Genomic DNA, 22,501 nt, shown 5'->3' with positions numbered 1-22,501 from the left:
TCCTGCATTCAGAATATCGCTTTAAGGTTGAGTGCGGGAATGTATTTTATTTACAATGGCATGTGAAGTGTACAGTGTTGCTGATACGGAGGGGCAACTAATTTGGAGATATAATGGCGGAGATAGTAGGAGGGGCGGCGCTCTTCCTTTTTTTGCGAGTCTTTTGGGGAGTCTGCTCCTCTCTTGGGTATGATATACTCATTTAGATGTCTATGCTTAACATATACTGCCGTTTGAACTACGTTGCTTAAACATGTTATATGTGAAGAAGAAGCAAGGACATGAACAGGTTAGCTTTACCATTTTGGGACCAAAGATTTGTCCTGGTATTTATAGAGGAGTTTTTGATATGACGAATAATTTTTGGCGTGATTTGCCACGACCTTTTTTTATACTAGCACCGATGGAAGATGTGACGGATGTTGTGTTTCGCCATGTCGTAAGTGAAGCAGCCAGACCGGATGTGTTTTTTACGGAGTTTGCGAATACAGAGAGTTATTGTCACCCGGAGGGGAACAAAAGTGTACGCGGGCGTTTGACTTTTACAGCGGATGAACAGCCCATGGTGGCCCATATCTGGGGAGATAAGCCGGAATATTTTCGTGAAATGAGCATCGGTATGGCGAAAGAAGGCTTCAAAGGCATCGATATTAATATGGGTTGTCCTGTAGCGAATGTAGCCGAGAATGGGAAGGGAAGCGGCCTGATCTGCCGTCCCGAAATCGCAGCGGATATCATTCAGGCCACCAAAGCCGGGGGACTGCCCGTCAGTGTAAAAACAAGGCTCGGTTTCACTGCCGTAGACGAATGGCGCGACTGGTTGACCCATATTTTGAAACAAGACATTGTGAATTTGTCCATTCATCTGCGGACAAGAGAGGAAATGAGCAAAGTAGACGCTCACTGGGAACTAATTCCGGAGATTAAGAAACTTCGTGATGAGGTGGCACCAGATACACTGCTGACCATTAACGGAGATATTCCGGACCGTCAGACCGGCTTGAAGCTCGCTGAGCAATATGGAGTGGATGGCATTATGATTGGGCGTGGTATTTTCCAGAATCCATTTGCGTTTGAGAAGGAGCCGAAGGAACACAGCAGTGAGGAATTGCTTGAACTGCTGCGGCTTCATCTAGATCTCCATGATCATTATTCAGCGCAGGAGCCACGTTCGTTCAGCCCTCTCGCCCGTTTCTTCAAAATATATGTCCGTGGATTCCGAGGGGCAAGTGAACTCAGAAACAGCTTAATGAACGCCAAATCAACAAGTGAAGTGCGTACATTGCTTGATGAGTTTGGAAGCAAGGAGCATGATGAGGTAGAGGAACGTGGAAATTAAATTGCCAAGTTGGGGGACGGGCTGTTAGTAGGCATTGAAAACATAGGAGGATATATGTCCTGGAGTAAATTGAAGCAACAACTGGAGAGCTTCCGCTGTCCTGCGTTAGACGGAAGGGTCGAATACCGAGCGACCAGTTACCGTTATTTACCTGATAAATCTGGAATTTGTTATATTGCCGTAGATAAAAAGAATGTACTCAATATGAATGATATCACTAGTCCAATCAAATGGTATCAGACGGAGTTGGAAATCAAGAATGATCCAGATATCCAAGTTCCTATCAGCAATGAAGAAATTGAAGCGGTTAGAAAAGATACTAATGGGAACGTTCCCGAGGAGCGTCTACAAGTAATTGCAAGAGGTAGAAAAATATCAGAACATGCAAAGGAGCTTTTGTCAGCACAGGCCTCATTAAGCAAGTCTAATTTTAATGTTGTAGCTAATAAGTTTTTAACTACTTCTATAGAGGACAGCTTAGAGAGTAATGATATCTTATTGAATATTCTAGCTTTAGTGGACAGACGAGTAGGAAAAAAGCGAATTTTAAACATGACCGAGAAGATGAAGTTAAAGCATCCCAGTGTGCAGTATTTTTATGAACTACGGCGTAGTACGTTATGAAAATAAATAACTTCCATTGATGGAGGCACGTCGTTTTAGGATTGAGTGCTGTTCATTGTTACTGTATTACACAATGGCAAATAGTTTGGAAGATGTACAGGAAAAAAGTTAAGAGGGGCGGCATGCCCCTCTTATTTGTGTGATGCTGATCGTTTTCGCTTATTTACAGAAATCTTAGCAATTCTTTTCATAATTTTTCATCGTAAAAAGGCTTTTCTCTCATTCAATGAGCGTGCTATATTCGATAAAAGCTGAATTGTATTCCTTATCTCATGTTCCGTAGTGTCTGGGTGAATTGCACAGATTCGGAGAACAGTTTTTCCATTAAGTTGTGTCGTAAGCACAGAGGCGTATCCGTTTGTCATCATTTCTTGGGAGATCCTTTTATTGAGTGAATCTAATTCTTGCTCAGATAATCCAGTTGGCGCATATCGAAAATTAACAATCGCTAACTTAGCGGGGGATACAATTTCCCAATGATTATGTTTTTTGATTTCATCTTCAGCCCATTCTGCGAGTTGAACTCCATGCTCTATGGCTTCACTGACAGCATTAGTTCCTAAAGCTTGTAGTGTCACCCATAGTTTCAAACTTCGAGAAGGCCGCGTTAATTCAGGGCCCAGATCCCAATAATTCATATGTTCTTCATCAGTCTCGGCATCTTTCAAATACTCTGGATGTGTGCTGAAGCAATTTTCGAGGTGCTGCTTTTCTTTGGCTAAAACCACACTACAGGAATAGGTCTGCATTAGCCATTTGTGTGCATCCCAGGTGACACTATCTGAACGCGATATCCCGCTCAAAAGGGGTTTATATTTCGAAGAAGCCAAAATCGATGCACCGTAAGCTCCATCCACGTGTAACCAAATGTTATGTTTTTCACATAGGTCAGCAATTTCGTTTAACGGGTCAATGCTTCCTGTATTGGTTGTGCCTGCCGTGGCAATGATCGCAAAAGGCTTCATGCCAGCCGCCTGATCATCCATTACTTTTTTTTCTAAGGCTGAAACATCCATACGAAAATTTTTATCACTTGGAATCTTTCTGATTTGATCACCACGGAATCCGAGGATGCGTAACCCTTTGGCGACCGATGAATGAGTTTGATCTGAAACATAAGCAGTACCAATGGCATATTCCTGCTCGGATAACCTTGCATTGCGTGCAGCCGCTAAAGCAGTCAAATTCGACAGCGATCCGCCAGACAGAAATAAGCCTCCAGCAGTATTGGGATATCCTGCTTGGTCACACATCCACCGGATCACTTCCCCCTCTAAAAGGCTTGCGCTCGAACTCAGCATCCAGCTTCCGGCATGGGTATTATAGGCGCTGGTCATGATATCTCCTAACCACGAGTAAAGAGACATTGGACCAGGAACCAATGCGAAAAAGCGAGGATGTTGCATGAAGGTTTGGTGAGGATAGACGTTTTTCCTCATTTCATCGACGATCTCTTGTATCGGTCTTCCTATTTTCGGAAAACCAATTCCCCTTAAATGAGCTATTGTATCCCCATCTGCAGTGTTGATTACTTTTCGGGATCGAATATTGTTATTTTCTGCAATATATGAATGTACGAACTGTTCAATAATCTCACCTAATTGCTGATTTGGTTCTTGATTCATTATAAGCATCTCCTTTGCTTAACTTCAATCAAGTATAATATAACATCTGTTGTCATTTTGTGAGATTCACCGATTTCATCATTACGTTTATTTTTAGGCACTTGGCTATTACATAAATTAATTTTCAAGGTCAAAGATGGCTATACAACGGGGCTTGCTGGAATGGAGTTATTAAAAGATTTGAATTTTATGCTTTTCTAGATACATTGCAAAATGTGATTAATCATATAAAGCAGAAAATGGCTAGTTTGATATCCAGAATATTGAATTCGTTTTATCAAGTTTATTTCTGCTGTTATGCTAAACCCACCCCGTAAACTCCAGTATAGACGCTTTCGCAGATTGCGCTTCGGATTGCGCCCCTTTACGCCATTCTTTTGGCGGCTTTCCCATAAGCCTGGAGAAGCAGCGGTTGAAGCTGGAAATGGAGTGAAAACCGACTTGTTCGGAGATCGAAAGAATAGAATCTTCCGTGCTTTTTAACTGCTTGCAAGCCTCTTCGATTCGGGTGCTGTTTAGGAAATCGAGAGGCGACGTCCCCATAATTTCATGGAATTTTCTTCGGAAATGAGTTGTACTTAAATGGCACAGATCGGCCAAAAAATCCATGGTAATGGGGTTCATATAGTTTTTCGTGATGTACTCCAGAACCGGAGAAATGACAAAATCGCTTTTCAGGCTATGCTCTGTTTCTTGATCTGCCAACAGTTCATTCCTGGAATGAATTCTAAGGAGTTCTATGTAAAGGGATAGCAATAAGCCGTAGGCACTTTCCTGATAGTAAGGATTCTGCTGTTTTAATTCCTCTACGATTGAAGTCGCAAGTGTATAAACCTTGGGATGTTGCTCCTTATTCAATATACAGTTCGTTCCCTTCACCACCCACAAATTTGGCTCGAAGTTGCTGTAAGCACTTTTAAATGAATGTTGAAAGAGGTCCTCTGGCGAAAAAAAGATATAAGACCAGAGACTGGCTGTATTTGGCGAACTATACGTGGTATGAGGAAGATACCTGGGGATGAAGGTCACATCGCCCGCTTTGAAGGGTACAGATTCTCCTTTGATCTCCATGATGCCGCTATCTGAATAGCATATACCAATCTCCAAATGGTTATGGAAATGGAGATGCTCACTTTTAATATCTGAAATCTTCCAACGCTCACCGCTTAATAGCAAGACAGGGAAATTTATAGGCAAGCTGTAGTGCCGATATTCTATAACGGGCTTCTTTTTTCTGGGCATATTCAATACCCCCATGACTTTGATTTTAACCAGCAGATGTACATCAGGATTTTGCATAATTCGATTCCAATCGCTCCAAGGTGCAATATATAGACGAACTAGACCATTTCGATCTATATATTGTTTATTGGAAGTCGCTTATTGGATTTTTGCAAAATCCTCACATAAATGATTGGAATTGCGCAGTTTTGTTGCGAAAATGCTTAGATGGAGACTATTTTACTGCGTACAATGGAGTAAGTAAAGCGTTTTCAAAACGGCGACAAACAGCTCTCAAGCGCCTTTGGGGGCGTGTGCGCTAGGAGAGGGGAATAAAGATGCTTCAATTGATTTGTGACAAGGAAGAGATATTAAAAGTTATCGACAAAGTCGTCAGAAAAACAATGGCGATGGATTTAACGTGGGACTGGCCTTGCGGTGTGGCTTATTATGGGGTATCCAGAGCCTATACAAAAACTGGAAATCAAGAGTATTTGAATATGCTTGTGCAATGGGCAGATGAATATATCGAGCTGGGGCTGCCGCATTGGACGGTAAACACATGTGCCATGGGTCATATGCTGATCACATTGTATGAAGAAACAGGGGACCAGAAATATTGGGATATTGTGATGAGCAAGGTGGATTATATTCGGAACCATGCTCTCAGGTTTGGAGACCATGTTTTGCAGCATACGGTATCCGTTGCTAATGATTTTCCAGAACAGGCATGGGCGGACACATTGTTTATGGCGGCATTTTTTCTGCTCCGTGTAGGAACCAAATTAAAGGATGAGGAAATGATCCAGGACGCCTTAAACCAATATTACTGGCATATCAAATACCTGCAAGACCCTAGTAGCGGTTTCTGGTACCATGGCTACAATAATGTCAAGCAAGACCATATGTCCGGATTTTTCTGGGGGAGAGCGAATGCTTGGGGAGCATATACCATGTCGCAAGTTAAAATTCATTTGAAAGACTGGTATTTATATCCGCAGTGCATGGACGTGGAGTGTTCGCTTCGGGATCAACTGGCGGCACTGAAGGGGGTTCAAACGGAGAACGGCCTGTGGCGGACGGTACTGGATGACGAGGAGTCCTACGAAGAAGTGTCTGCATCTTGCGGAATCGCGGCAGCCATGATCAATAACGGCAATCCGCTGCATACCAAATACGTGCAAAAGGCATTGGAGGGCATCTTGAACCATATTAGCGAGGACGGACGGGTACTAGGTGTGTCGGGCGGCACAGCGGTTATGAAAGATCGGGATGGGTATCGGAATATTCCAAAAGACTGGATTCAGGGCTGGGGTCAAGGCCTGGCATTGGCCTTTCTGTCTGATATGTTGAATTAGGAGGGAACCAAGTTGTCCAAACAAACTACGGGGAACTTTACACTACCGGGAGAATCCGGTTATGAGGCGCTGACCCTGAAATTAGCTGAACGGTGGGGTGCCGATGTCATCCGTGATAGTGACGGCACGCAATTGTCCGATGAGATTATTAACGCTGGGTACGGCATATATTCGACAATCTGTATCATCAGAGATCATAACGAGTGGGCGTCCCACCATCTGGATAAGCTGCAGCAGTGTTTTTTAATTACAAATCCAAAGGTAGCTGTACAAAATTATGTATCCATCTATCTGATGGAGGATTTTTTTGCTGAACAATTCAAAGTGAATGATTCCAAAGAGGCACTTAACTACTGGCAGGTTTTTGACAGAACGACCGGGGAAGAAGTTCCAAGAGAACAGTGGAATTATGAAAGGGAATCTGGAAATGTGGTCATTACTGGAATTGTTCCTTGGCATAAATACACGGTAAGCTTTATGGCCTACCGGATCTGGGAAGAGATTTCCATGTACAATCACACCACGAATCATTGGGACAAAGAGCATTTGATGCAGATTGATCCCATCTATGCAGAAACGCAAAAATATCTGCTGGATTGGATGGAAGATTGGTGTCTCCATCATAAGGAAACCACGGTTGTTCGGTTTACCTCCTTATTTTATAATTTCGCCTGGATCTGGGGCAGTAATGAGCGCAATCGCCATCTGTTCTCTGACTGGGGTTCATACGATTTTACGGTAAGTTCAAGAGCGCTTGATCTGTTTGCCAAGAAATACGGGTATTCGATGACTGCCGAGGATTTTGTGAATGGCGGGAAATACCGCGTCAGTCATATCCCGGCTGAGCAGCGCAAGCTGGATTGGATGGCATTTATCAATGATTTTGTAATCGAATTTGGCAAGAAATTAATTGACATTGTGCATAAGCACGACAAGCTGGCCTATGTTTTCTATGATGACAGTTGGGTGGGCATGGAGCCTTACAATGACCGTTTTCAAGAGTTTGGATTTGACGGGTTGATTAAATGTGTATTCTCAGGATACGAGGCGAGGCTCTGTTCAGGTGTAAAAGTGAATACGCATGAGATTCGGCTGCATCCATACTTATTTCCAGTTGGTTTAGGCGGGCTTCCTACCTTTATGGAAGGGGGAAACCCCACGCTGGACGCCAAAAAGTATTGGATTAATATCCGGCGCGCCTTGCTGCGGGAGCCTATTGACCGGATTGGATTGGGCGGATATTTACATCTTGTAGAGCCTTACCCGGATTTTTGTGATTATATCGAAAAGATTGCCAATGAATTCAGAGAAATTAAGAAACTGCATCATGAAGGCAAACCCTATCACATCAAGACGAAGGTAGCTATTCTGCATAGCTGGGGAAAATTGAGATCGTGGACATTGTCCGGCCATTTCCATGAAACGTATATGCATGATTTGATTCATGTCAATGAAGCTTTATCCGGATTGCCGATTGAAGTGCAATTCATTGATTTTGAAGATATCCGTCAGGGAATTCTACAGGATTGTGATGTAGTGATCAATGCCGGCTCTGCTGGTTCAGCATGGAGTGGTGGGGAGCACTGGAATGACAACAAGTGTGTGGACTTACTGACGAAATGGGTTTATGAGGGTGGTACCTTTATTGGCATCAACCAGCCCTCTGCGGTTGAAGGCCACGACAGCTTTTTCAGAATGGCACATGTTCTTGGACTGGATGAGGATACAGGCTCCAGAGTAGGTCATGGAAGATGGGCATACGAGGCTAGGGATGAGCATGGTTTGGTACCTGAGGGAGCCAGTATAACGCCAAAGAATAGCATTTATCTTACTGATGGGTCAGCTGCGGTAGTGGAGGAAACGAGTGGTATGATAGCATTGTCTACTCATGCCTTTGGTAAAGGAAAGGGGATCTACCTTCCTTCTTTCGAATTCAGCTGGGAAAACACAAGGTTGCTGCTGAATATAATTCGGTTTGCAGGCAATGAGTTACATGAAACGAAGTACATTACAGATAACCTATATACAGAGTGTGCTTATTATCCAGAAAGTAAAATATTGGTTGTTATTAACAATAGCGATCAACTCCAAAGAACGACGATTGATACGGAATATGGAAAACAAACTATGGAATTAGATCCGTATGATACCATGATTACCCATATCGGCTTAACAAAATCGGTATAGGAACGGAAAATAATGAGAAGTAGCGGTATCAAGCCCTCCTTTATTTTAAGGAAGGGCTTTTTGTTTTAGCACCTCCAGATAATCCAGCCAATTTACCGGGGATTTTGTCCATTCAAAAGTATCTACCCCAACATTAACTATAAGTAAAACAATTAAGGAGATGATTTCTTTGAGAAAGGCAACCTTGATGAAAATTAAAAATGTGGAAGCAAAGTTGGGAAGAAAGCTGAAAAAAAGAAGTCACGTGATTAAGAATCTTAGAAAAGCCATTCGTGTAACTCAACTTGGAGATGGATTTGCACGTTTCACTTTCTCTCCGGTCACTATTCCGCCAAATAGCTTTAGAAGTACTACGATTAACGGTAACGACTACAATCTGATTAGCGGTTCATGGATTTTCTCTGGAAATCAGCAAGGGTTTCTTCTCGATAACTATTCTGCGGCGGAAGACAGATGGTTCTTTACTGCATGGAATCCAACTGGAACCACAAGAACGGTATCCTATGCCGTTATCGCCAAACGGAAGCCATAATTCAAATGTCATAGTTAGCCAAAAAAGGAGCTTAAGGCTCCTTTTTTGGCTAAATGCAGAGAAAATTTCGAACAAACCTTCGATGATCTTATAATTTTTGATAGTGATGTAAGAGATTCTTTACTTTATCTTGGATCATTTGTCTTAAAGATTCTGGCTTCACTGATCGTACATAATGACCATATCTCATCAAATAATGAGCGATAAACTCCTCTTCTCCAGGATTATAAAATCCCTTAATGACTGTCTTATCACCATTTTCTATTTTCATAGAAGGATAATGTTCTTTATAAAAAATATCCTTGGCTTGTTCTACAATCTCTACTTCAAAGTCAATGCTCTTCTCAGTTTGATACATTTCTAATGAACGATTAAGGAGTTCATCTATAGAAAAGCGAGAATTGTTCTCCTCTTCTTCTACAAAGGTGATTCGATCACATCTGAAAACTCTATATTTATTCGTATGTAACTCTATTCCAGTAGCATACCATTGGCCAAACTTAGCGGAAATTTTGAAAAATTGAACATAGTAACTTTTGTTCTGATTATTTTTTACATATTTAACTTTACACGTACTCTCATTAAGAATGCTTGTTAAAATTTTATCTAAATAACGACTAACATGATTATGCTGATATATTTCAAATTGTAGAACCTTTTTCATTTTATGAATCTGGTTTATTTGTATTTTAGAAAGACAGTGTTCAAACTTTTCATTGAGTTGATTAACACTTAAGTGAAAGGGGGTGGATTGATAAGCTTCTAACGTCAACATTGCAAAGTACAGAGCATACACTTCATCCATCGTAAAAATAATGGGGGATAACAATCTATTTTTTAAGATACCATATCGTCCATGTCTACCATGTTCCGAAAAAATAGGCATACCTAATTGTTCTAATGAATGAATATCACGTAGAGCTGTACTTTTTGAAATATGGTATTTATCCATTAGGTCATTTAAATTAAAGAACTCTCGACTGTTTAAGTATCTGATCATATCATTTAATCTTTCTGACTTCTTCATCTAAATCTCCTTATAAAGGTGTCATATTTTGATACCTTTTTATATGATAATAAGTTCAAGGGAATATATCAAATTCATAAAATATCTACACATATAAAAGGAGATTGATACCATGAGTACAACACTAGAAGTAGCTATTTTCTTATCCATGAACGGAAAGGCAAAAGAAGCTATACATTTTTACAAAAAACACTTCAACGCAAAGGAATTGTTTCTGGTTACCTATCAAGACATGGCCGAACGTGACAGCTCCATACAGCTTACGGATGAAAATAAAAATTATATTTCTCATTCAGTCTTATCCATCGGAAAATCAAAAGTAATGATAGCAGAAGATACAATGAATCCCAGTGAAGAATATACAGTAGGGAATAATACTTCATTATGTATTCAAAGTGCTGACCTAGAAGAAATTAAACGTTTTTATGATAGCTTAATTACAGATGATCGAGTGAAAATTATTGTGCCTTTATCTAATAATGTGTTTAGCCAAGCCTACGGTATTATTGAAGACCCGTTCGGTATTCAAATACAATTAATGTTTGATAATCGATTATAATAAAAAAGCATGTTCCATGTTTCATAATTGGATAATAAATGGGCAGAAGTAAAAACTAAAATGGGAAAACCTAAGATACCGCAGCAGAAAAGGAGACACTATGACGGAGAAAAAAGAAATAGCAGATCAAATAGGGTGGAACTTCGACAACAGTTACTCTCGTTTGCCGGAATCATTGTTTACAAAGCTCAACCTAACTCCTGTCCGCTCACCCAAGCTGATTATACTTAATCATCCGTTGGCAGCATCACTGGGGTTGAACGGCACGGCGCTGCAAAGGAATGATGGCGTAGCGGAGCTGGCCGGCAACCAGATTCCTGAAGGGGCTACGCCTCTTGCTCAAGCTTACGCAGGGCATCAATTCGGGCATTTTAACATGTTAGGAGACGGACGTGCTCTGCTGCTTGGCGAACAGATCAATCCCTTGGGTGAACGGGTTGATATTCAGCTCAAGGGCTCAGGCAGAACGCCATACTCCCGTGGTGGTGACGGCCGTGCGGCACTTGGTCCGATGCTTCGCGAATACATCATCAGTGAGGCGATGCATGCGCTGGATATTGCTACCACCCGCAGCTTGGCGGTGGTATCCACGGGTGAGTCGATCATCCGGGAAACCGAGCAGCCCGGAGCCATTCTGACCCGTGTGGCTGGCAGTCATCTTCGCGTCGGCACCTTTCAATACGTCTCAGCATGGGGCACGTCCCAAGATCTCCGTGCTCTGGCTGATTATACATTGGAAAGACACTACCCGGAAGTTGCCAATGACGAAAACCGTTACCTTTCACTGCTTCAGGAAGTGATTAAGCGTCAGGCCGGGCTAATTGCCAAATGGCAGCTGGTTGGTTTTATTCATGGGGTGATGAACACCGACAATATGACCCTTAGCGGAGAAACCATTGATTATGGTCCTTGCGCCTTCATGGATACCTACAATCCTGAGACGGTGTTCAGTTCCATCGACAGGCATGGACGCTATGCTTATGCCAATCAGCCGCATATTGCTGCGTGGAATCTCGCGAGATTTGCTGAGACGCTCTTGCCACTGCTGCATGACAACAGGGAGCAGGCTGTCACACTGGCTGAGGATGCAATTTCAGATTTTGTAAAAATGTTTCACCATCATTGGCTTGCAGGAATGCGGGCGAAGCTGGGGATCTTTAACGAAGAGCAGGAGGATGAATCTCTTATTGAGGAGCTTCTGAGTATCATGCAGAAGCATCGTGCCGACTACACCAATACCTTCCGTGCCCTAACTTTGAACAAGCTGGAGGATACGGTTCTGTTCAGCACTGCGGAATTCACCCAGTGGCACGAGCAGTGGCAGGCGAGGCTGGGCAGACAGCAGGAATCACAAGCCTCCTCGCGTCAGCTGATGCGCAGCAGTAATCCTGCAATCATCCCACGCAACCACCGGGTAGAAGAAGCACTGGAAGCTGCGGTGGAACGAGAAGACTACCGTGTGATGGAGCAGCTTCTTGAAGTTCTTTCGAACCCTTATGCCTACTCTACCGAACAGGAAATTTACTCTACATTGCCTGAGGAATCCACTTGTCCTTACCGAACCTTTTGTGGTACCTGATGCAGAGCGAACGATTTGAAGATAACCTATATCATGCGTTGGTGGAGAAGATGGCCATTCTCTCACCAGCGCATTTTGTTTTTATAGGGGTAGGTTGTACCTGATTAATCCAGTTCCTGACCGTCATTTTCGATCTGTATGTGTCCGCAATAAAGACATTGATGCGTACAGTTCTGCGTAAGAGCCGGCTGGCCTTCGATGCGCATGTCGCTTTTTCCGTTCAACCAAGGCATCGTAAGGACAGGAATACACGGGGCCTTTTTTACCCCATAAATATCGACCATCTCACTGGCTTGCACAGCCGGATTCAGCGGACTGGAGCAATTCCCAAAAGATTTTATATTCACTCCAGGCACATAATCTCCAATATTCATCTGTGCTTTATTTTTAACATACACCCCGTGGCTAAAAGGGCGCTTCAAACGCGTAGGCTGTGTACCGTAACTACAGCTTAAAATCGCACCTGCCACGACATAGCTTTTTTTCGCACTTGTTCCAGGCTGCACACTTGCTTCTTCCATACGGATTATTCCTCCTTTGTGGCCATCTCCACTTTTTGCACACGAACACCTGTAAATGGACGACGCAGCAGACTTTCCGCTACCGCGAGATTGATATAGATATGTGCTTCCAACAAGCCGGCGATCCGAAATATAGACGGTTCGATTTTCCCGTACTTAAGTACCAGTTGCTTCAAGGTATGGTCGGGATACCACTCGGTTTGTGAGGAAAGACAATCCACTACAGGTGGACGCAGTACCCAGTACACATCCTGCCTGGCTTGCTGAAAATCGGTAAGTATAGCGGCCTTCCATTCCAGCTCCGGCATATATTTTTCCAACAGGGCTTTCATGGAGTCTGAAACCAGCGGCAAAGGGAACTCCAGAAAATCCGGATATACGGTTCGTGGATCTGTATGTACTGCTAAAAATAGGGGAGTGTCCTCTGTCTGAATGGTATGACCCGAAAGGATATCTTCCACCTGCAAGGGAGCTAGGGGAGCAGTCTCCACCCGATACTTTACGCGCTCGTCCACCATGAGTCGAAAATATCTCATGACATCCACTCCCCTTTATTAACTGCATCTGTTATCTGTGTAGCCAAGGGCGCTTCTATAGCAGCAAGGCCAATGGCTTCGCTTAGTTGGTCATCTGTAAAGCTAACCCGGTGTAGTTTTGCTCCTGTAAAATTAGCTTTTACTAAACATGCACCTATAAAAGAAGCGTCAGTAACATCGGCTCCTACAAAGCAGGCACCTGTTAGATCCGCGCCGTTAAATAAAGCTCTTTGCAGCGCGGCATCTTGGAAAGCAGCTCCTTGAAGCTGTGCATGTTGGAAACTAGCTCCCTGTAAATTAGCTCTTGTAAAATTCACTCCATCCAATCCTAACGGTTCCCAATCCAGCCAAGCATCCGATCCATATTTGCTATTGCTTATCACTTCGTCTAGTACAGCCTCTTGCAGGGAACAGCCACTGAAATCGGCTCCGTGAAGCAGGCTGTGTGAAAGGTCGGTTCCATCTAGCTGAGCTTCTTGCCATACCGTGCCTACGAGGATACAGTGATGCAATCGACTTTGTTGCATCCCGATCTGGCGAAAGACTGTATAGCGAAAATCCAAGGAACTGTAATCCCCATCCGACAGTTGAACTTGAGACAGTGCTTGGTAGCTGTAGGCCGATTCTTCTTTTTCCTCCAGCCAAGACTTTATTATGTTTGCATCCATGGGTCTCCGATCTTCCCGGTACACGGAGACACTATGATCCATATACTCTCCGACGCGAATCTCAAAAGCTTCTTCACGATCCAACGTCTCAAACTCTGGTAGGTCGACTGCTTGCTTCATAGCCTGACGAACCAGACTAACGATCATCGTATGAAGATATCCCGCTGCTTCCAGCATGATCTGTTCCAATTCAAGTTCGGAAAGGGAGACTTGTTGCTTCAAAGTTTCAGCCCCAAGTTGTTCACGTAATTGAGTCCAATAGAGAAAAATCCAACTTGCATCGTACTCCAACTGAACGGGCTCAGCATCAAGCATCCATAAGGCATCCGTAGCTTCAACAAGATAAACGGGCTTTTGTTCAAGCCATGTGGTGCGTAGCATAGAGTAGGTGATGTAACCGATATGACCTTTACGACCTGTGAGTTGTTTTTGCCGAACCAGCTCACAAAAGGCGCGAAAATGTTCTACTATATGCTGTAATCTTTGTGTTTGTGTTGATTTACATTTCAACGCCCATTCTTTGCGAATGAAAGACCAAGCCTGATGAAGAGCCGCTTGTTGCTGATCTAACACATCTGTTTGCTTTTCCATTTCTAATCATCCTTAATTCGACTTCACTTCGCTGCCTTTCATATCCGCCGATCCGCTTAATTCAATATGACTGCCATTACAATCCATACGGAGCTGACTACCTGCGGACAGACTCATCGTCTTCCCCGCAGACAGGCTGAGATTGCCTCCTGCCGTAATATTCACCTGTTTGCTGCTCGCAATATGAATGCCTTCTTTATCGTCCAGTTTGATATAAATAGCGCCGTCCTTACCTGTAACGACCAGTTCATCCGGTCCTAGCCGAATTTCCTTGCCATGCGGGGTACGCCATATTTTCATTTGCGGATTGGAAAAATGGTTATGCGTACTCTTGCGATCTGCCCGTCTCACGGCACTACCTGCTACGCCGTCTTCTTCCCGACTACCGGGGAAATAGAGGGAAACTGAATCGCCTTTTTCTGGCATGACGTACCAGCCGGTATGGCCACCGCCACTGTACACAGTAGAATAGTTGAACCAGTGTGCTAGGTTTGCGTCCTGTTGTTCATCACAATCCAGATGAATGCGCACCTGATCCTGACGTACGTCCAGCACAATACCGCTTAATGAGGCACCTGCCAGCTTATCCTGGTAGTAGCTTTTTTGCCGAAATCCCTGGTAAGAACCCAATACATACTGATGCCGCAGCAGTCCTTGGCTCATGGCGGTGTAGGCTTCCATCACATACAGGTTATGCCCCTGAAAATTCAACTGAGCGCCCAAGTCGAGTACCTCATCCGTTTCTACCTCATAAAAAATAAAATCATGTTCACTCAGTTTGGTTTGTTCATTCTCCTGAAAATAACGAAAAGGTAGCAACTGCTTACGTACGGTATAACGGGTATGATCCAGTATCGCCTGTGCAGGGCTGTCCTCAATACCAAAATAAAATTTGGGACTGTCAAAACGAGCTACAGGCATCAGACTCGTATGATAACGTGAAGCTATGCGTCTTAAAAAAGCCCAGTCTGTCTCCTGATACTGAATGGCAAGCCGCCCGATGGCTTCTCCGCCAGTAGCCCCGTCGATTACATCCAGCCCTTCATAGTCCTTACCTATGTGCTCCAGCATTTGAGGAATCGTCATTTTCGTATACTGAAAAGAACGAGTACGCTGCTTCATGTCCATCCGGTATGTATGGGAAATGGCTTCCACCTCCAGATAGTACACACCTCGCACGACTTTTACCTCGACCGAGAGGGCAATCCCACTAAATAGCGGCTTGCTTGCGCCAGATTCATCTTGTTGGCTGACTTCAATGATGGTATTTTTTTCTGTCGTTTCCACGTAACTGTCTTGCAAGTCTTCGGGGATAACACCTGTAAAATAAAGCCGAGTATGCTCGTTAACTCTTTTCGTTAAGGTGAGCTCTTCTAGATCAATTTGTTCATAAGGGTGAATTTGAATTTGATCGTATCCCAGACTCATGGTGTAGTCATTCCTTTCTCATTTGTAGAATAGGCAGAGGTGGGGAGTACAGAAAGGGATTGAACCCAGTATTCCGCTACAGGTAACCAGACTTCGAGATCTGCCTCCAGACAGCTAAAGGAACCTATGACAACTCGTCCTTTGTGGATAAAGAGCAGCATTTCGTTGTATAGATTACCGTCGATCCCCGCCGCCACAAAACGAATCTGTCCAACTGAAAGTCCGGAACAGTTGGTGACCATTTCGGTACCTAACCAGTTGCGAATCGGTTGTACAGACCGTAGAATATCCGCCATTTGCTCTACAAAATCGGGCAGTTCTTCCGCTTCCAGAGCGGTATCTGTAGGATTAAAAGTGATATTGATGGTCTCCTCAGATGAGGTATAAATGACCTTTGGTCGATGCTCTGAAGGATATTTGATTATAGCTTGCTCCATTGGCATAGGAGTAAAGGACTTGGGGATGTAGAAACCAATCTCTCCGTGTAGTATTGTAATGGGCTCCAACGTGAGATAATCATTTTCAACATGAAGTAGCTTTGTTTCTTCAAACATGGAACCGTCCTGTTCCGATTTCTGAGTTTGAGCTGGGATGGATTTCACATTATCGTTATTAGCTGTCTTCTGATCCACCATTTTAGCTTTGAGGCTAAGTATATGCTCGTCTAGATAGTTCATAGAAAGCCCCCTTTTAGGAAAAATACGCGTTTGTACTTGAATATGTAAAGATGAGAGGAGATATTTAAGTACAGAACCAACATATGTATTTATCGGTTAAAAGAGAGATTTAGTTTACAAAATGAACCATTCGTTGGAGGAGCATTGTTCGATATTAGATTCTATTTCATTCCATAACGCCTTTTTGCCGTAATAATTCGGTTGTAGTACTCCAAAGTAGGCGTTGCATCTTGATATCCCCACCAGGATATGTCGGCACAATCGGCTTACCAGTACCAACATTAAAATATCCGCCTGTCACTTCTTGATATTGGGATTCTGTTGCTAAACGAATAATGATGTCCGCTCCTTTCCGTGGGTCTCCAATATGCAAAGCGTTCAATATTTTCGCAAGTATCGAAGAAAATCCTAACTCGCGACCAAGGCCGGTAACGTTAAAGCCTGGATTAAGTGCGTTAACTACGATTCCAGTTCCATCTAGCTGACGTCCAAGTTCTTCTGTAAACATGATATTAAGAAGCTTGGTCTTTCCGTATATCTTAGATGAACCTCTTGCTGTAAATGCAGATGTATCTGTTAAATCCTCCGGTAATTTTAATTCACCATGGTTGCGTGATGCTTCAGAAGCCACATTGACGATCCTAGCATTTGTGGATTCCATGAGTGAATTGAGTAGTGTATGTGTTAACAGCCACGGTGCAAGATAGTTTACGGCTATCATTTCTGCCAAACCCTCTGAGGTTATTCGCTGTTCAAATCCATGTAATCCAGCATTGTTCACTAATACATCAATCTTTGGATAATTAGCTTTAATTTCATCTCCCATACGTTTGACATCTTTCATAAGAGACAGGTCTCCGAAAAAAAAGTCCACCTTTGTATTGGGCGCCAGATCTTTTAAAATATTTTTAGTCGTTTCAGCACGTTTTTCATTTCTGGCTGTTAAGACTAGATGTGCCCCACGTTTGGCTAATTCAATTGCTACCCATTGTCCAAGACCGTTAGTAGCACCAGTGATTACAATAATCGGGTATATCGACATATAAATCATCCTCCAAATTCTCGATCCAATTACATCCATATTCATGTCTACGCTTTACGGTTGTGGATGCTTTATACTGTAGATCTTCTGCTTGACACTTACCAAAGTTGAAAATATGATTGATATATATCAAGTATATGTATTTTGATTGATATATGTCAAATATATATTCGAACTCATTCAAATAAGGTGGAGACATATGGATAATAAAACTCAACATCCAGATTCTACAAGAGAGCAATTAGAACTGAATCTTGGTGAACAACTTAATGCACTTATAAGCGCGTCGCATGCACTCAATGTAAAAACTGCGGCACTTTTCGATCCATCATTACAACCTGCAGCTTTTCTGATTGTACGTTGTCTCCTGTCATACGGTCCGGCAAGCGCTACATTTTTGGCGGAATCCACCGCTATGGATCGAAGCTCTGTTAGTCGGCTTGTTACTCAGCTTAAACACTTGAATTATGTAAAAAGTGAAACTCATCCTGAGGATCGTCGGGGAGTGTTGATATCCCTGACAGCCAATGGTCGTGAAAAAGCCTTGGAAGCTTTAAAAGAAAAAGAAAAAGAGTTTTATCAACGTATTTCAACATGGGAGGATTCTAAACTTGAAGCGTTCATCGAGATGCTGAAGTGTTTTAACGGGTATGATTGCGAGGATTAATGATTCAACATAAAGCATCGTATGATGAAAAAAGGAGGCATTTTAAAAGTGAAAGAAAAAAATGTTAGGGAAATTAGAGTCTCTGATTATCATGATATTTATTTGTTGAACCAAGATTTTAACCCCAATCTATATCTATTTTCTGAAGAAAAAGTAAAAGAGAAGATTGAAATGATTATAAAAAAATCAAAAGATGTGATCTTTGTTTATGAAGAAAATAACGAGGTGTTAGGATATATTCATGGAAGCCCACATGAATTACTTTTTTCTGAATCTTTGGTAAATGTACTAGGATTTGTTGTTAAAGAAAAGTATAGAAGTCAAGGTGTAGGTAGCATGTTGATTGAGCGTCTTGAACAGTGGGGGAAGTCCCATGGATTTTCCGGGATCAAACTGTTATCTCATCCAAGTAGGATACAGGCTCACAGGTTCTACGAACGACGTGGCTATATGTTTACCAAGGATCAAAAAAATTTTATAAAAAATCTCAAATGAATACATATTCATCATTGAATAAGTGGTTCAAAACCCTGATCTTCATCTCCTTGTTTGGAATTCATGCCTAGTTATATCACAAGGTAATGTTTGAAATGTTGCTCTTTCATTCGGATTTCATGTTTTTCACTGTAAGAATACAGATTTCAAATAGGCTTAACATCGTGATATTTATCATTGAAGAAATATGTATGTTTAGCACTCTAATGCATTGCATTAAATTGACCATTGTTCAGAAAATATGAATAGCCTTCCTTTCCATTTCATGCCTAAAAATGTCTGCTAATTAGCAGTTGTATTTAGGCGTTTTTTGTCATACAATGCATCTAATGCTACGGACTCGGTCTTAGAAACAGTAAGGTTTGGACGGTAAATAGGACGTGGTTTCCTTGTATAATTACGAATCGTGGAACTACTTTGTAGTTGTTCACTCACGACCACGTCAGTCTGAAAAATTAATAATGTTTGGGGACAGTTTTCCGGATCATTAGCGTTTGATGATGAACATATACGAAGGGGAGCGTTCTTTTGGAATCGAAACAATTAACGAGAGGGCTAAAGCCACGGCACGTTGAGTTGATTGCGCTTGGAGGTACGATTGGCGTCGGTTTGTTTATGGGGTCGGCAAGTACGATAAAATGGGCAGGTCCCTCAGTGCTGTTGGCTTATCTCTTAGCTGGGATTATTATGTTTTTTGTCATGCGGATCATGGGGGAAATGCTGATTCTTGAACCGGTGACAGGCTCATTCGCTACATTTGCTCATAAATATATCAGCCCTTTAGCCGGTTTCTTGACCGCCTGGAGCTATTGGTTTTTATGGGTTACCGTAGGGATGGCAGAAGTCACTGCGATTGGGGTATATGTGGGCTACTGGTTCCCAGATATCCCGCAATGGTTGCCGGCTTTGGCAGGTGTAATTATTATTGCATTGGCCAATTTGGCGGCTGTGAAATTTTATGGGGAATTTGAGTTTTGGTTTGCGATGATTAAAATTGTCGCCATTATCTTCATGCTAGTAGTTGGTACGGGGATGATCTTCTTTGGACTCGGTAACGGTGGACAACCGATAGGTCTATCCAATCTGTACAGCCAGGGAGGCTTCTTTGCAGGTGGTTTGAAAGGGTTTCTATTTGCACTCTGCATTGTAACAGCGGCTTACCAAGGGATAGAGATGGTAGGTATTACGGCAGGTGAAGCTGAAAATCCAAAGATGACACTGCGAAAAGCCATTAAAAACATCATCTGGCGTATTTTGATTTTCTACGTGGGTGCAATCTTTGTAATTGTTACGATTTATCCTTGGAACCAAATAGGCGAGATCGGCAGCCCATTTGTTCTGACTTTTGCCAAGGTAGGAATTGTGGCTGCTGCGGGTATCATTAACTTTGTTGTACTTACAGCTGCGATGTCAGGTTGTAACAGTGGTATTTACAGTGCGGGCAGAATGTTATATACATTGGCTAAGAACGGACAAGCTCCTAAGTTCTTTGGGAAGGTTTCCGCAAGCGGCGTCCCTAGAAATAGTATAATAACGACTATTTCCTTGCTGCTGGTAGGGGTGTTATTTAACTACTTAATGCCTGATTCCAAACTGTTTCTGTACATTTACAGTGCCAGTGTTCTCCCGGGTATGGTACCGTGGTTTGCCTTAGCCATCAGTCAATTTAATTTCAGGAAAAAGTGGAAGGACGAAATGAAGGATCACACCTTTAAGTCTCGTTTTTTTCCGATCAGTAATTACATCACCATTATCTTTTTGTTGCTGGTGATCGTTGGAATGTGGTTTAATCCAGACACACGCTTGTCGTTGATTGTCGGGGCAACATTTATGGCGATCGTCGTTGTTGGATATTTTGTCTTTGGCATAGGAAAGCGGCAGAAAATTGAAGAATTAGAGGAAAACTAAAGATTGCTAAATATGTAACACTTGCCGAGCGCAATTCAGATGATCCTGAGTTCGCTCGGCTTTTCTTTTACATGACGAGGGAGGGGCTTATGGAAGGGTTGTTACTGAGGTATAGAACCGTGTGGTTATCCTGTTCGCACTACAAGTGTAAATATAGATACAAAAAAAGTGAGAAGGGAAACGATAAAGCTGGCTATTGCCATACTTTTACGATTGGCCTTAAACTCCGTGATGCCAGAACATAAAAGCACGAGACTAAGAAAAAATTGTGCGATTTTGTATGAATGCTTGTAGGTATCTGGATATACGAGGGATAAAGAGGAAAAGATCATAACAACTACAGCAAATATTAAAGTGAGGATTCTGTAAATATCCATTTTCTTGAACATAGATAAGTTCCGCCTTCCTATATATTCCTATTGCATTATATTCTAAGGGTGGAATCTTTGGATTACAAATAAATACAAAAAGAGGAAATGGACAATAAGATGGTAGACAGAATAAAGTGAAGGTGTCCCAAGTAATACTTTGGGGACACCTTCACAATTAAAATCACTTGTACAACTTATGATTTACATAGCTTACATTGTGCTAATGTCAATTACGAATCTATACTTCACATCAGAAGCTAACACTCGTTTGTAGGCTTCATCAATCTGGTCGGCCGAAATTACCTCAATTTTAGGAACAATATTGTGTTTTGCACAAAAATCCAACATTTCCTGTGTCTCACGGATGCCTCCTATCATTGAACCAGCAAATGAACGGCGATGTCCGATAAGGGACATCACATTTAGTGACAACGGCTCCCCAGGGGCACCGACATTCACCAAAGTTCCATCTAGATTGAGTAGTGCAAAATAAGCATCCATATCGATGGCAGCACTTACCGTGTTAATAATCAAATCAAAGTGCCCAGCAAGTTTTTCAAATGTTTCTGGTTCGCTTGTAGCATAATAGTGATCAGCACCAAATTGCAAGCCATCATCTTTTTTCTTTAATGTTTGGGATAGAACGGTTACCTCAGCACCCATAGCATGTGCGATCTTGATAGCCATATGGCCAAGGCCTCCCATTCCCACAACGGCCACTTTCTTATCTGGACCAGCACCCCAGCGGTTCAACGGTGAATAAGTCGTAATACCTGCACAAAGTAATGGAGCAGCCACGTCAAGCTCAATGTTATCTGGAATTTTTACTACAAAATCCTCAGTTACGACAATGTGGGTAGAATATCCGCCTTGTGTAGGCTCGCCGTATTTGTCAACACCAGCATAGGTAGGGACATTTCCTTTAAGGCAGTATTGTTCCTCTCCTTTACGACAGTTCTCACATTCGCCACAGGAATCAACCATACAGCCAACCCCTACCCGGTCACCAACTCTGTACTTTGTAACCTCAGATCCTACCTCCGTGACAATCCCTGCAATTTCATGTCCAGGTACGAGAGGGTAGTTTACTGGCCCCCATTCGCCGTGAGCAGTGTGGATGTCAGAATGGCATATGCCGGCATATTTAATTTCAATCAGAACATCGTGTGAATCAAGATCCCGTCGTTTAATTTCAGCCGATCGAAACGGTTTGTCTGGGCCATCGACAGCTCGTGCTTTAGCAGTTATCATAAACAGCCTCCTATTATTTGTATTTTTCAAGAGAATGAAGTTATATCGGTATAAATTGAAAACTAGCTGAAGCGGTTGAAGTTCCCCTTCATTCATTTCCATTTATACTTTTTCTCTTGCAAATCAATGTTAACCCTTATAGTTAACTCTAAGTCAAGCGACAGGTTCAGGTACATTACATCTATTAATAAAGCCTCTATCCAGTAATGTTGTTTTCTTGCTAATTATATTTCGTTAGATAGCACCTGATTCTACTTTTCCTATAAGGGGACTTTGACATTCAACAAATAACTTG

21 protein-coding genes are annotated in these 22,501 nt (G+C 42.4%); 10 read left to right on the top strand and 11 right to left on the bottom strand.

The genetic code is table 11. The features are described 5' to 3' along the window. Positions 1–349: 349 nt before the first annotated feature. Together MHB46_RS09925 and MHB46_RS09920 are read left to right on the top strand one after the other, a co-directional pair. Positions 350–1,339: a tRNA dihydrouridine synthase gene (locus MHB46_RS09925; RefSeq protein WP_341162227.1), complete on the top strand. Its 990-nt coding sequence runs from the start codon at positions 350–352 to the stop codon at positions 1,337–1,339. A 54-nt stretch (positions 1,340–1,393) separates the two neighbouring features. Continuing rightward, positions 1,394–1,963: an SF0329 family protein gene (locus MHB46_RS09920; protein ID WP_341162226.1), complete on the top strand. Its 570-nt coding sequence runs from the start codon at positions 1,394–1,396 to the stop codon at positions 1,961–1,963. A gap of 197 nt (positions 1,964–2,160) precedes the next feature. Here MHB46_RS09920 and MHB46_RS09915 read toward each other — a convergent pair whose 3' ends face one another. Then, complete coding sequence (locus tag MHB46_RS09915) at positions 2,161–3,588, bottom strand: pyridoxal phosphate-dependent decarboxylase family protein (protein WP_341162225.1); 1,428 nt, start codon at positions 3,586–3,588, stop codon at positions 2,161–2,163. A gap of 300 nt (positions 3,589–3,888) precedes the next feature. After that, positions 3,889–4,830: an AraC family transcriptional regulator gene (locus tag MHB46_RS09910; protein ID WP_341162224.1), complete on the bottom strand. Its 942-nt coding sequence runs from the start codon at positions 4,828–4,830 to the stop codon at positions 3,889–3,891. Positions 4,831–5,147: 317 nt separating this feature from the next. Here MHB46_RS09910 and MHB46_RS09905 point away from each other — a divergent pair, with 317 nt between their 5' ends. The 3 genes from MHB46_RS09905 (at position 5,148) to MHB46_RS09895 (ending at position 8,886) form a co-directional block, all read left to right on the top strand. Further along, positions 5,148–6,167 (top strand): glycoside hydrolase family 88/105 protein, encoded by a 1,020-nt coding sequence (locus MHB46_RS09905; protein ID WP_341162223.1) that lies wholly within the window; start codon positions 5,148–5,150, stop codon positions 6,165–6,167. A gap of 12 nt (positions 6,168–6,179) precedes the next feature. After that, complete coding sequence (gene gnpA, locus MHB46_RS09900; protein WP_341162222.1) at positions 6,180–8,354, top strand: 1,3-beta-galactosyl-N-acetylhexosamine phosphorylase; 2,175 nt, start codon at positions 6,180–6,182, stop codon at positions 8,352–8,354. A gap of 160 nt (positions 8,355–8,514) precedes the next feature. Further along, on the top strand, positions 8,515–8,886 hold the full coding sequence (locus MHB46_RS09895) for a hypothetical protein (RefSeq protein ID WP_445667589.1): 372 nt from the start codon (positions 8,515–8,517) through the stop codon (positions 8,884–8,886). Positions 8,887–8,974: 88 nt separating this feature from the next. On the opposite strand, the gene MHB46_RS09890 is transcribed toward MHB46_RS09895, so the two are convergent. Next, a complete protein-coding gene (locus MHB46_RS09890) occupies positions 8,975–9,913 on the bottom strand; it encodes a helix-turn-helix transcriptional regulator (protein WP_341162220.1) in 939 nt (312 codons plus the stop codon). 112 nt (positions 9,914–10,025) lie between these two features. Here MHB46_RS09890 and MHB46_RS09885 point away from each other — a divergent pair, with 112 nt between their 5' ends. Continuing rightward, the gene (locus MHB46_RS09885) at positions 10,026–10,472 is read left to right on the top strand and encodes a VOC family protein (RefSeq protein ID WP_341162219.1); all 447 of its coding nucleotides are present in this window, start codon (positions 10,026–10,028) and stop codon (positions 10,470–10,472) included. A gap of 100 nt (positions 10,473–10,572) precedes the next feature. Next, positions 10,573–12,051, top strand: a complete 1,479-nt coding sequence (locus MHB46_RS09880) for a protein adenylyltransferase SelO (RefSeq protein ID WP_341162218.1) — start codon at positions 10,573–10,575, stop codon at positions 12,049–12,051. Between the two features lie 104 nt (positions 12,052–12,155). On the opposite strand, the gene MHB46_RS09875 is transcribed toward MHB46_RS09880, so the two are convergent. The 6 genes from MHB46_RS09875 to MHB46_RS09850 all read right to left on the bottom strand — a co-directional run bounded on the left by MHB46_RS09875 (position 12,156) and on the right by MHB46_RS09850 (position 17,514). Then, the gene (locus MHB46_RS09875; protein ID WP_341162217.1) at positions 12,156–12,572 is read right to left on the bottom strand and encodes a DUF4280 domain-containing protein; all 417 of its coding nucleotides are present in this window, start codon (positions 12,570–12,572) and stop codon (positions 12,156–12,158) included. A gap of 5 nt (positions 12,573–12,577) precedes the next feature. Next, complete coding sequence (locus MHB46_RS09870; RefSeq protein ID WP_341162216.1) at positions 12,578–13,108, bottom strand: hypothetical protein; 531 nt, start codon at positions 13,106–13,108, stop codon at positions 12,578–12,580. Continuing rightward, complete coding sequence (locus tag MHB46_RS09865; RefSeq protein ID WP_341162215.1) at positions 13,105–14,367, bottom strand: pentapeptide repeat-containing protein; 1,263 nt, start codon at positions 14,365–14,367, stop codon at positions 13,105–13,107. The genes MHB46_RS09870 and MHB46_RS09865 overlap by 4 nt, the downstream gene beginning before the upstream one ends. A 12-nt stretch (positions 14,368–14,379) precedes the next feature. Then, positions 14,380–15,795 (bottom strand): phage baseplate assembly protein V, encoded by a 1,416-nt coding sequence (locus tag MHB46_RS09860; protein WP_341162214.1) that lies wholly within the window; start codon positions 15,793–15,795, stop codon positions 14,380–14,382. After that, complete coding sequence (locus MHB46_RS09855; protein ID WP_341162213.1) at positions 15,792–16,472, bottom strand: hypothetical protein; 681 nt, start codon at positions 16,470–16,472, stop codon at positions 15,792–15,794. Before MHB46_RS09855 ends, MHB46_RS09860 begins: the two co-directional genes overlap by 4 nt. Before the next feature lie 166 nt (positions 16,473–16,638). Beyond that, complete coding sequence (locus tag MHB46_RS09850) at positions 16,639–17,514, bottom strand: SDR family NAD(P)-dependent oxidoreductase (protein ID WP_341162212.1); 876 nt, start codon at positions 17,512–17,514, stop codon at positions 16,639–16,641. A 199-nt stretch (positions 17,515–17,713) separates the two neighbouring features. Between MHB46_RS09850 and MHB46_RS09845 the strand changes: the two genes are divergently transcribed. From MHB46_RS09845 to MHB46_RS09835, 3 genes are all read left to right on the top strand, one after another. Further along, positions 17,714–18,181 (top strand): MarR family winged helix-turn-helix transcriptional regulator, encoded by a 468-nt coding sequence (locus MHB46_RS09845; protein WP_061831604.1) that lies wholly within the window; start codon positions 17,714–17,716, stop codon positions 18,179–18,181. Positions 18,182–18,229: 48 nt separating this feature from the next. After that, positions 18,230–18,676 (top strand): GNAT family N-acetyltransferase, encoded by a 447-nt coding sequence (locus MHB46_RS09840; RefSeq protein WP_341162211.1) that lies wholly within the window; start codon positions 18,230–18,232, stop codon positions 18,674–18,676. 528 nt (positions 18,677–19,204) lie between these two features. Then, on the top strand, positions 19,205–20,584 hold the full coding sequence (locus MHB46_RS09835; RefSeq protein ID WP_341162210.1) for an amino acid permease: 1,380 nt from the start codon (positions 19,205–19,207) through the stop codon (positions 20,582–20,584). Positions 20,585–20,709: 125 nt separating this feature from the next. Here the strand turns inward: MHB46_RS09835 and MHB46_RS09830 are convergent, their stop codons facing one another. Then, positions 20,710–20,916, bottom strand: a complete 207-nt coding sequence (locus tag MHB46_RS09830) for a DUF3953 domain-containing protein (protein WP_341163721.1) — start codon at positions 20,914–20,916, stop codon at positions 20,710–20,712. A gap of 249 nt (positions 20,917–21,165) precedes the next feature. Then, a complete protein-coding gene (locus tag MHB46_RS09825; protein WP_250243289.1) occupies positions 21,166–22,206 on the bottom strand; it encodes an NAD(P)-dependent alcohol dehydrogenase in 1,041 nt (346 codons plus the stop codon). Positions 22,207–22,501: the final 295 nt, after the last annotated feature.

The sequence above is a fragment of the Paenibacillus sp. FSL H7-0703 genome, from assembly GCF_038003485.1.
Taxonomy (GTDB): domain Bacteria; phylum Bacillota; class Bacilli; order Paenibacillales; family Paenibacillaceae; genus Paenibacillus; species Paenibacillus polymyxa_B.
Note: the sequence above shows the minus strand (reverse complement) of the source record. Positions and strands in the feature narration are given on the sequence as shown.

Excerpts from the sequence above, each read along its gene's own strand:
- MHB46_RS09925 (WP_341162227.1), top strand. The coding sequence starts at position 350 with ATGACGAATAATTTTTGGCGTGATTTGCCACGACCTTTTTTTATACTA.
- MHB46_RS09920 (WP_341162226.1), top strand. The coding sequence starts at position 1,394 with ATGTCCTGGAGTAAATTGAAGCAACAACTGGAGAGCTTCCGCTGTCCT.
- MHB46_RS09915 (WP_341162225.1), bottom strand. The coding sequence starts at position 3,588 with ATGAATCAAGAACCAAATCAGCAATTAGGTGAGATTATTGAACAGTTC.
- MHB46_RS09910 (WP_341162224.1), bottom strand. The coding sequence starts at position 4,830 with ATGCCCAGAAAAAAGAAGCCCGTTATAGAATATCGGCACTACAGCTTG.
- MHB46_RS09905 (WP_341162223.1), top strand. The coding sequence starts at position 5,148 with ATGCTTCAATTGATTTGTGACAAGGAAGAGATATTAAAAGTTATCGAC.
- MHB46_RS09895 (WP_445667589.1), top strand. The coding sequence starts at position 8,515 with ATGATTTCTTTGAGAAAGGCAACCTTGATGAAAATTAAAAATGTGGAA.
- MHB46_RS09890 (WP_341162220.1), bottom strand. The coding sequence starts at position 9,913 with ATGAAGAAGTCAGAAAGATTAAATGATATGATCAGATACTTAAACAGT.
- MHB46_RS09885 (WP_341162219.1), top strand. The coding sequence starts at position 10,026 with ATGAGTACAACACTAGAAGTAGCTATTTTCTTATCCATGAACGGAAAG.
- MHB46_RS09880 (WP_341162218.1), top strand. The coding sequence starts at position 10,573 with ATGACGGAGAAAAAAGAAATAGCAGATCAAATAGGGTGGAACTTCGAC.
- MHB46_RS09875 (WP_341162217.1), bottom strand. The coding sequence starts at position 12,572 with ATGGAAGAAGCAAGTGTGCAGCCTGGAACAAGTGCGAAAAAAAGCTAT.
- MHB46_RS09870 (WP_341162216.1), bottom strand. The coding sequence starts at position 13,108 with ATGAGATATTTTCGACTCATGGTGGACGAGCGCGTAAAGTATCGGGTG.
- MHB46_RS09865 (WP_341162215.1), bottom strand. The coding sequence starts at position 14,367 with ATGGAAAAGCAAACAGATGTGTTAGATCAGCAACAAGCGGCTCTTCAT.
- MHB46_RS09860 (WP_341162214.1), bottom strand. The coding sequence starts at position 15,795 with ATGAGTCTGGGATACGATCAAATTCAAATTCACCCTTATGAACAAATT.
- MHB46_RS09855 (WP_341162213.1), bottom strand. The coding sequence starts at position 16,472 with ATGAACTATCTAGACGAGCATATACTTAGCCTCAAAGCTAAAATGGTG.
- MHB46_RS09850 (WP_341162212.1), bottom strand. The coding sequence starts at position 17,514 with ATGTCGATATACCCGATTATTGTAATCACTGGTGCTACTAACGGTCTT.
- MHB46_RS09845 (WP_061831604.1), top strand. The coding sequence starts at position 17,714 with ATGGATAATAAAACTCAACATCCAGATTCTACAAGAGAGCAATTAGAA.
- MHB46_RS09830 (WP_341163721.1), bottom strand. The coding sequence starts at position 20,916 with ATGATCTTTTCCTCTTTATCCCTCGTATATCCAGATACCTACAAGCAT.
- MHB46_RS09825 (WP_250243289.1), bottom strand. The coding sequence starts at position 22,206 with ATGATAACTGCTAAAGCACGAGCTGTCGATGGCCCAGACAAACCGTTT.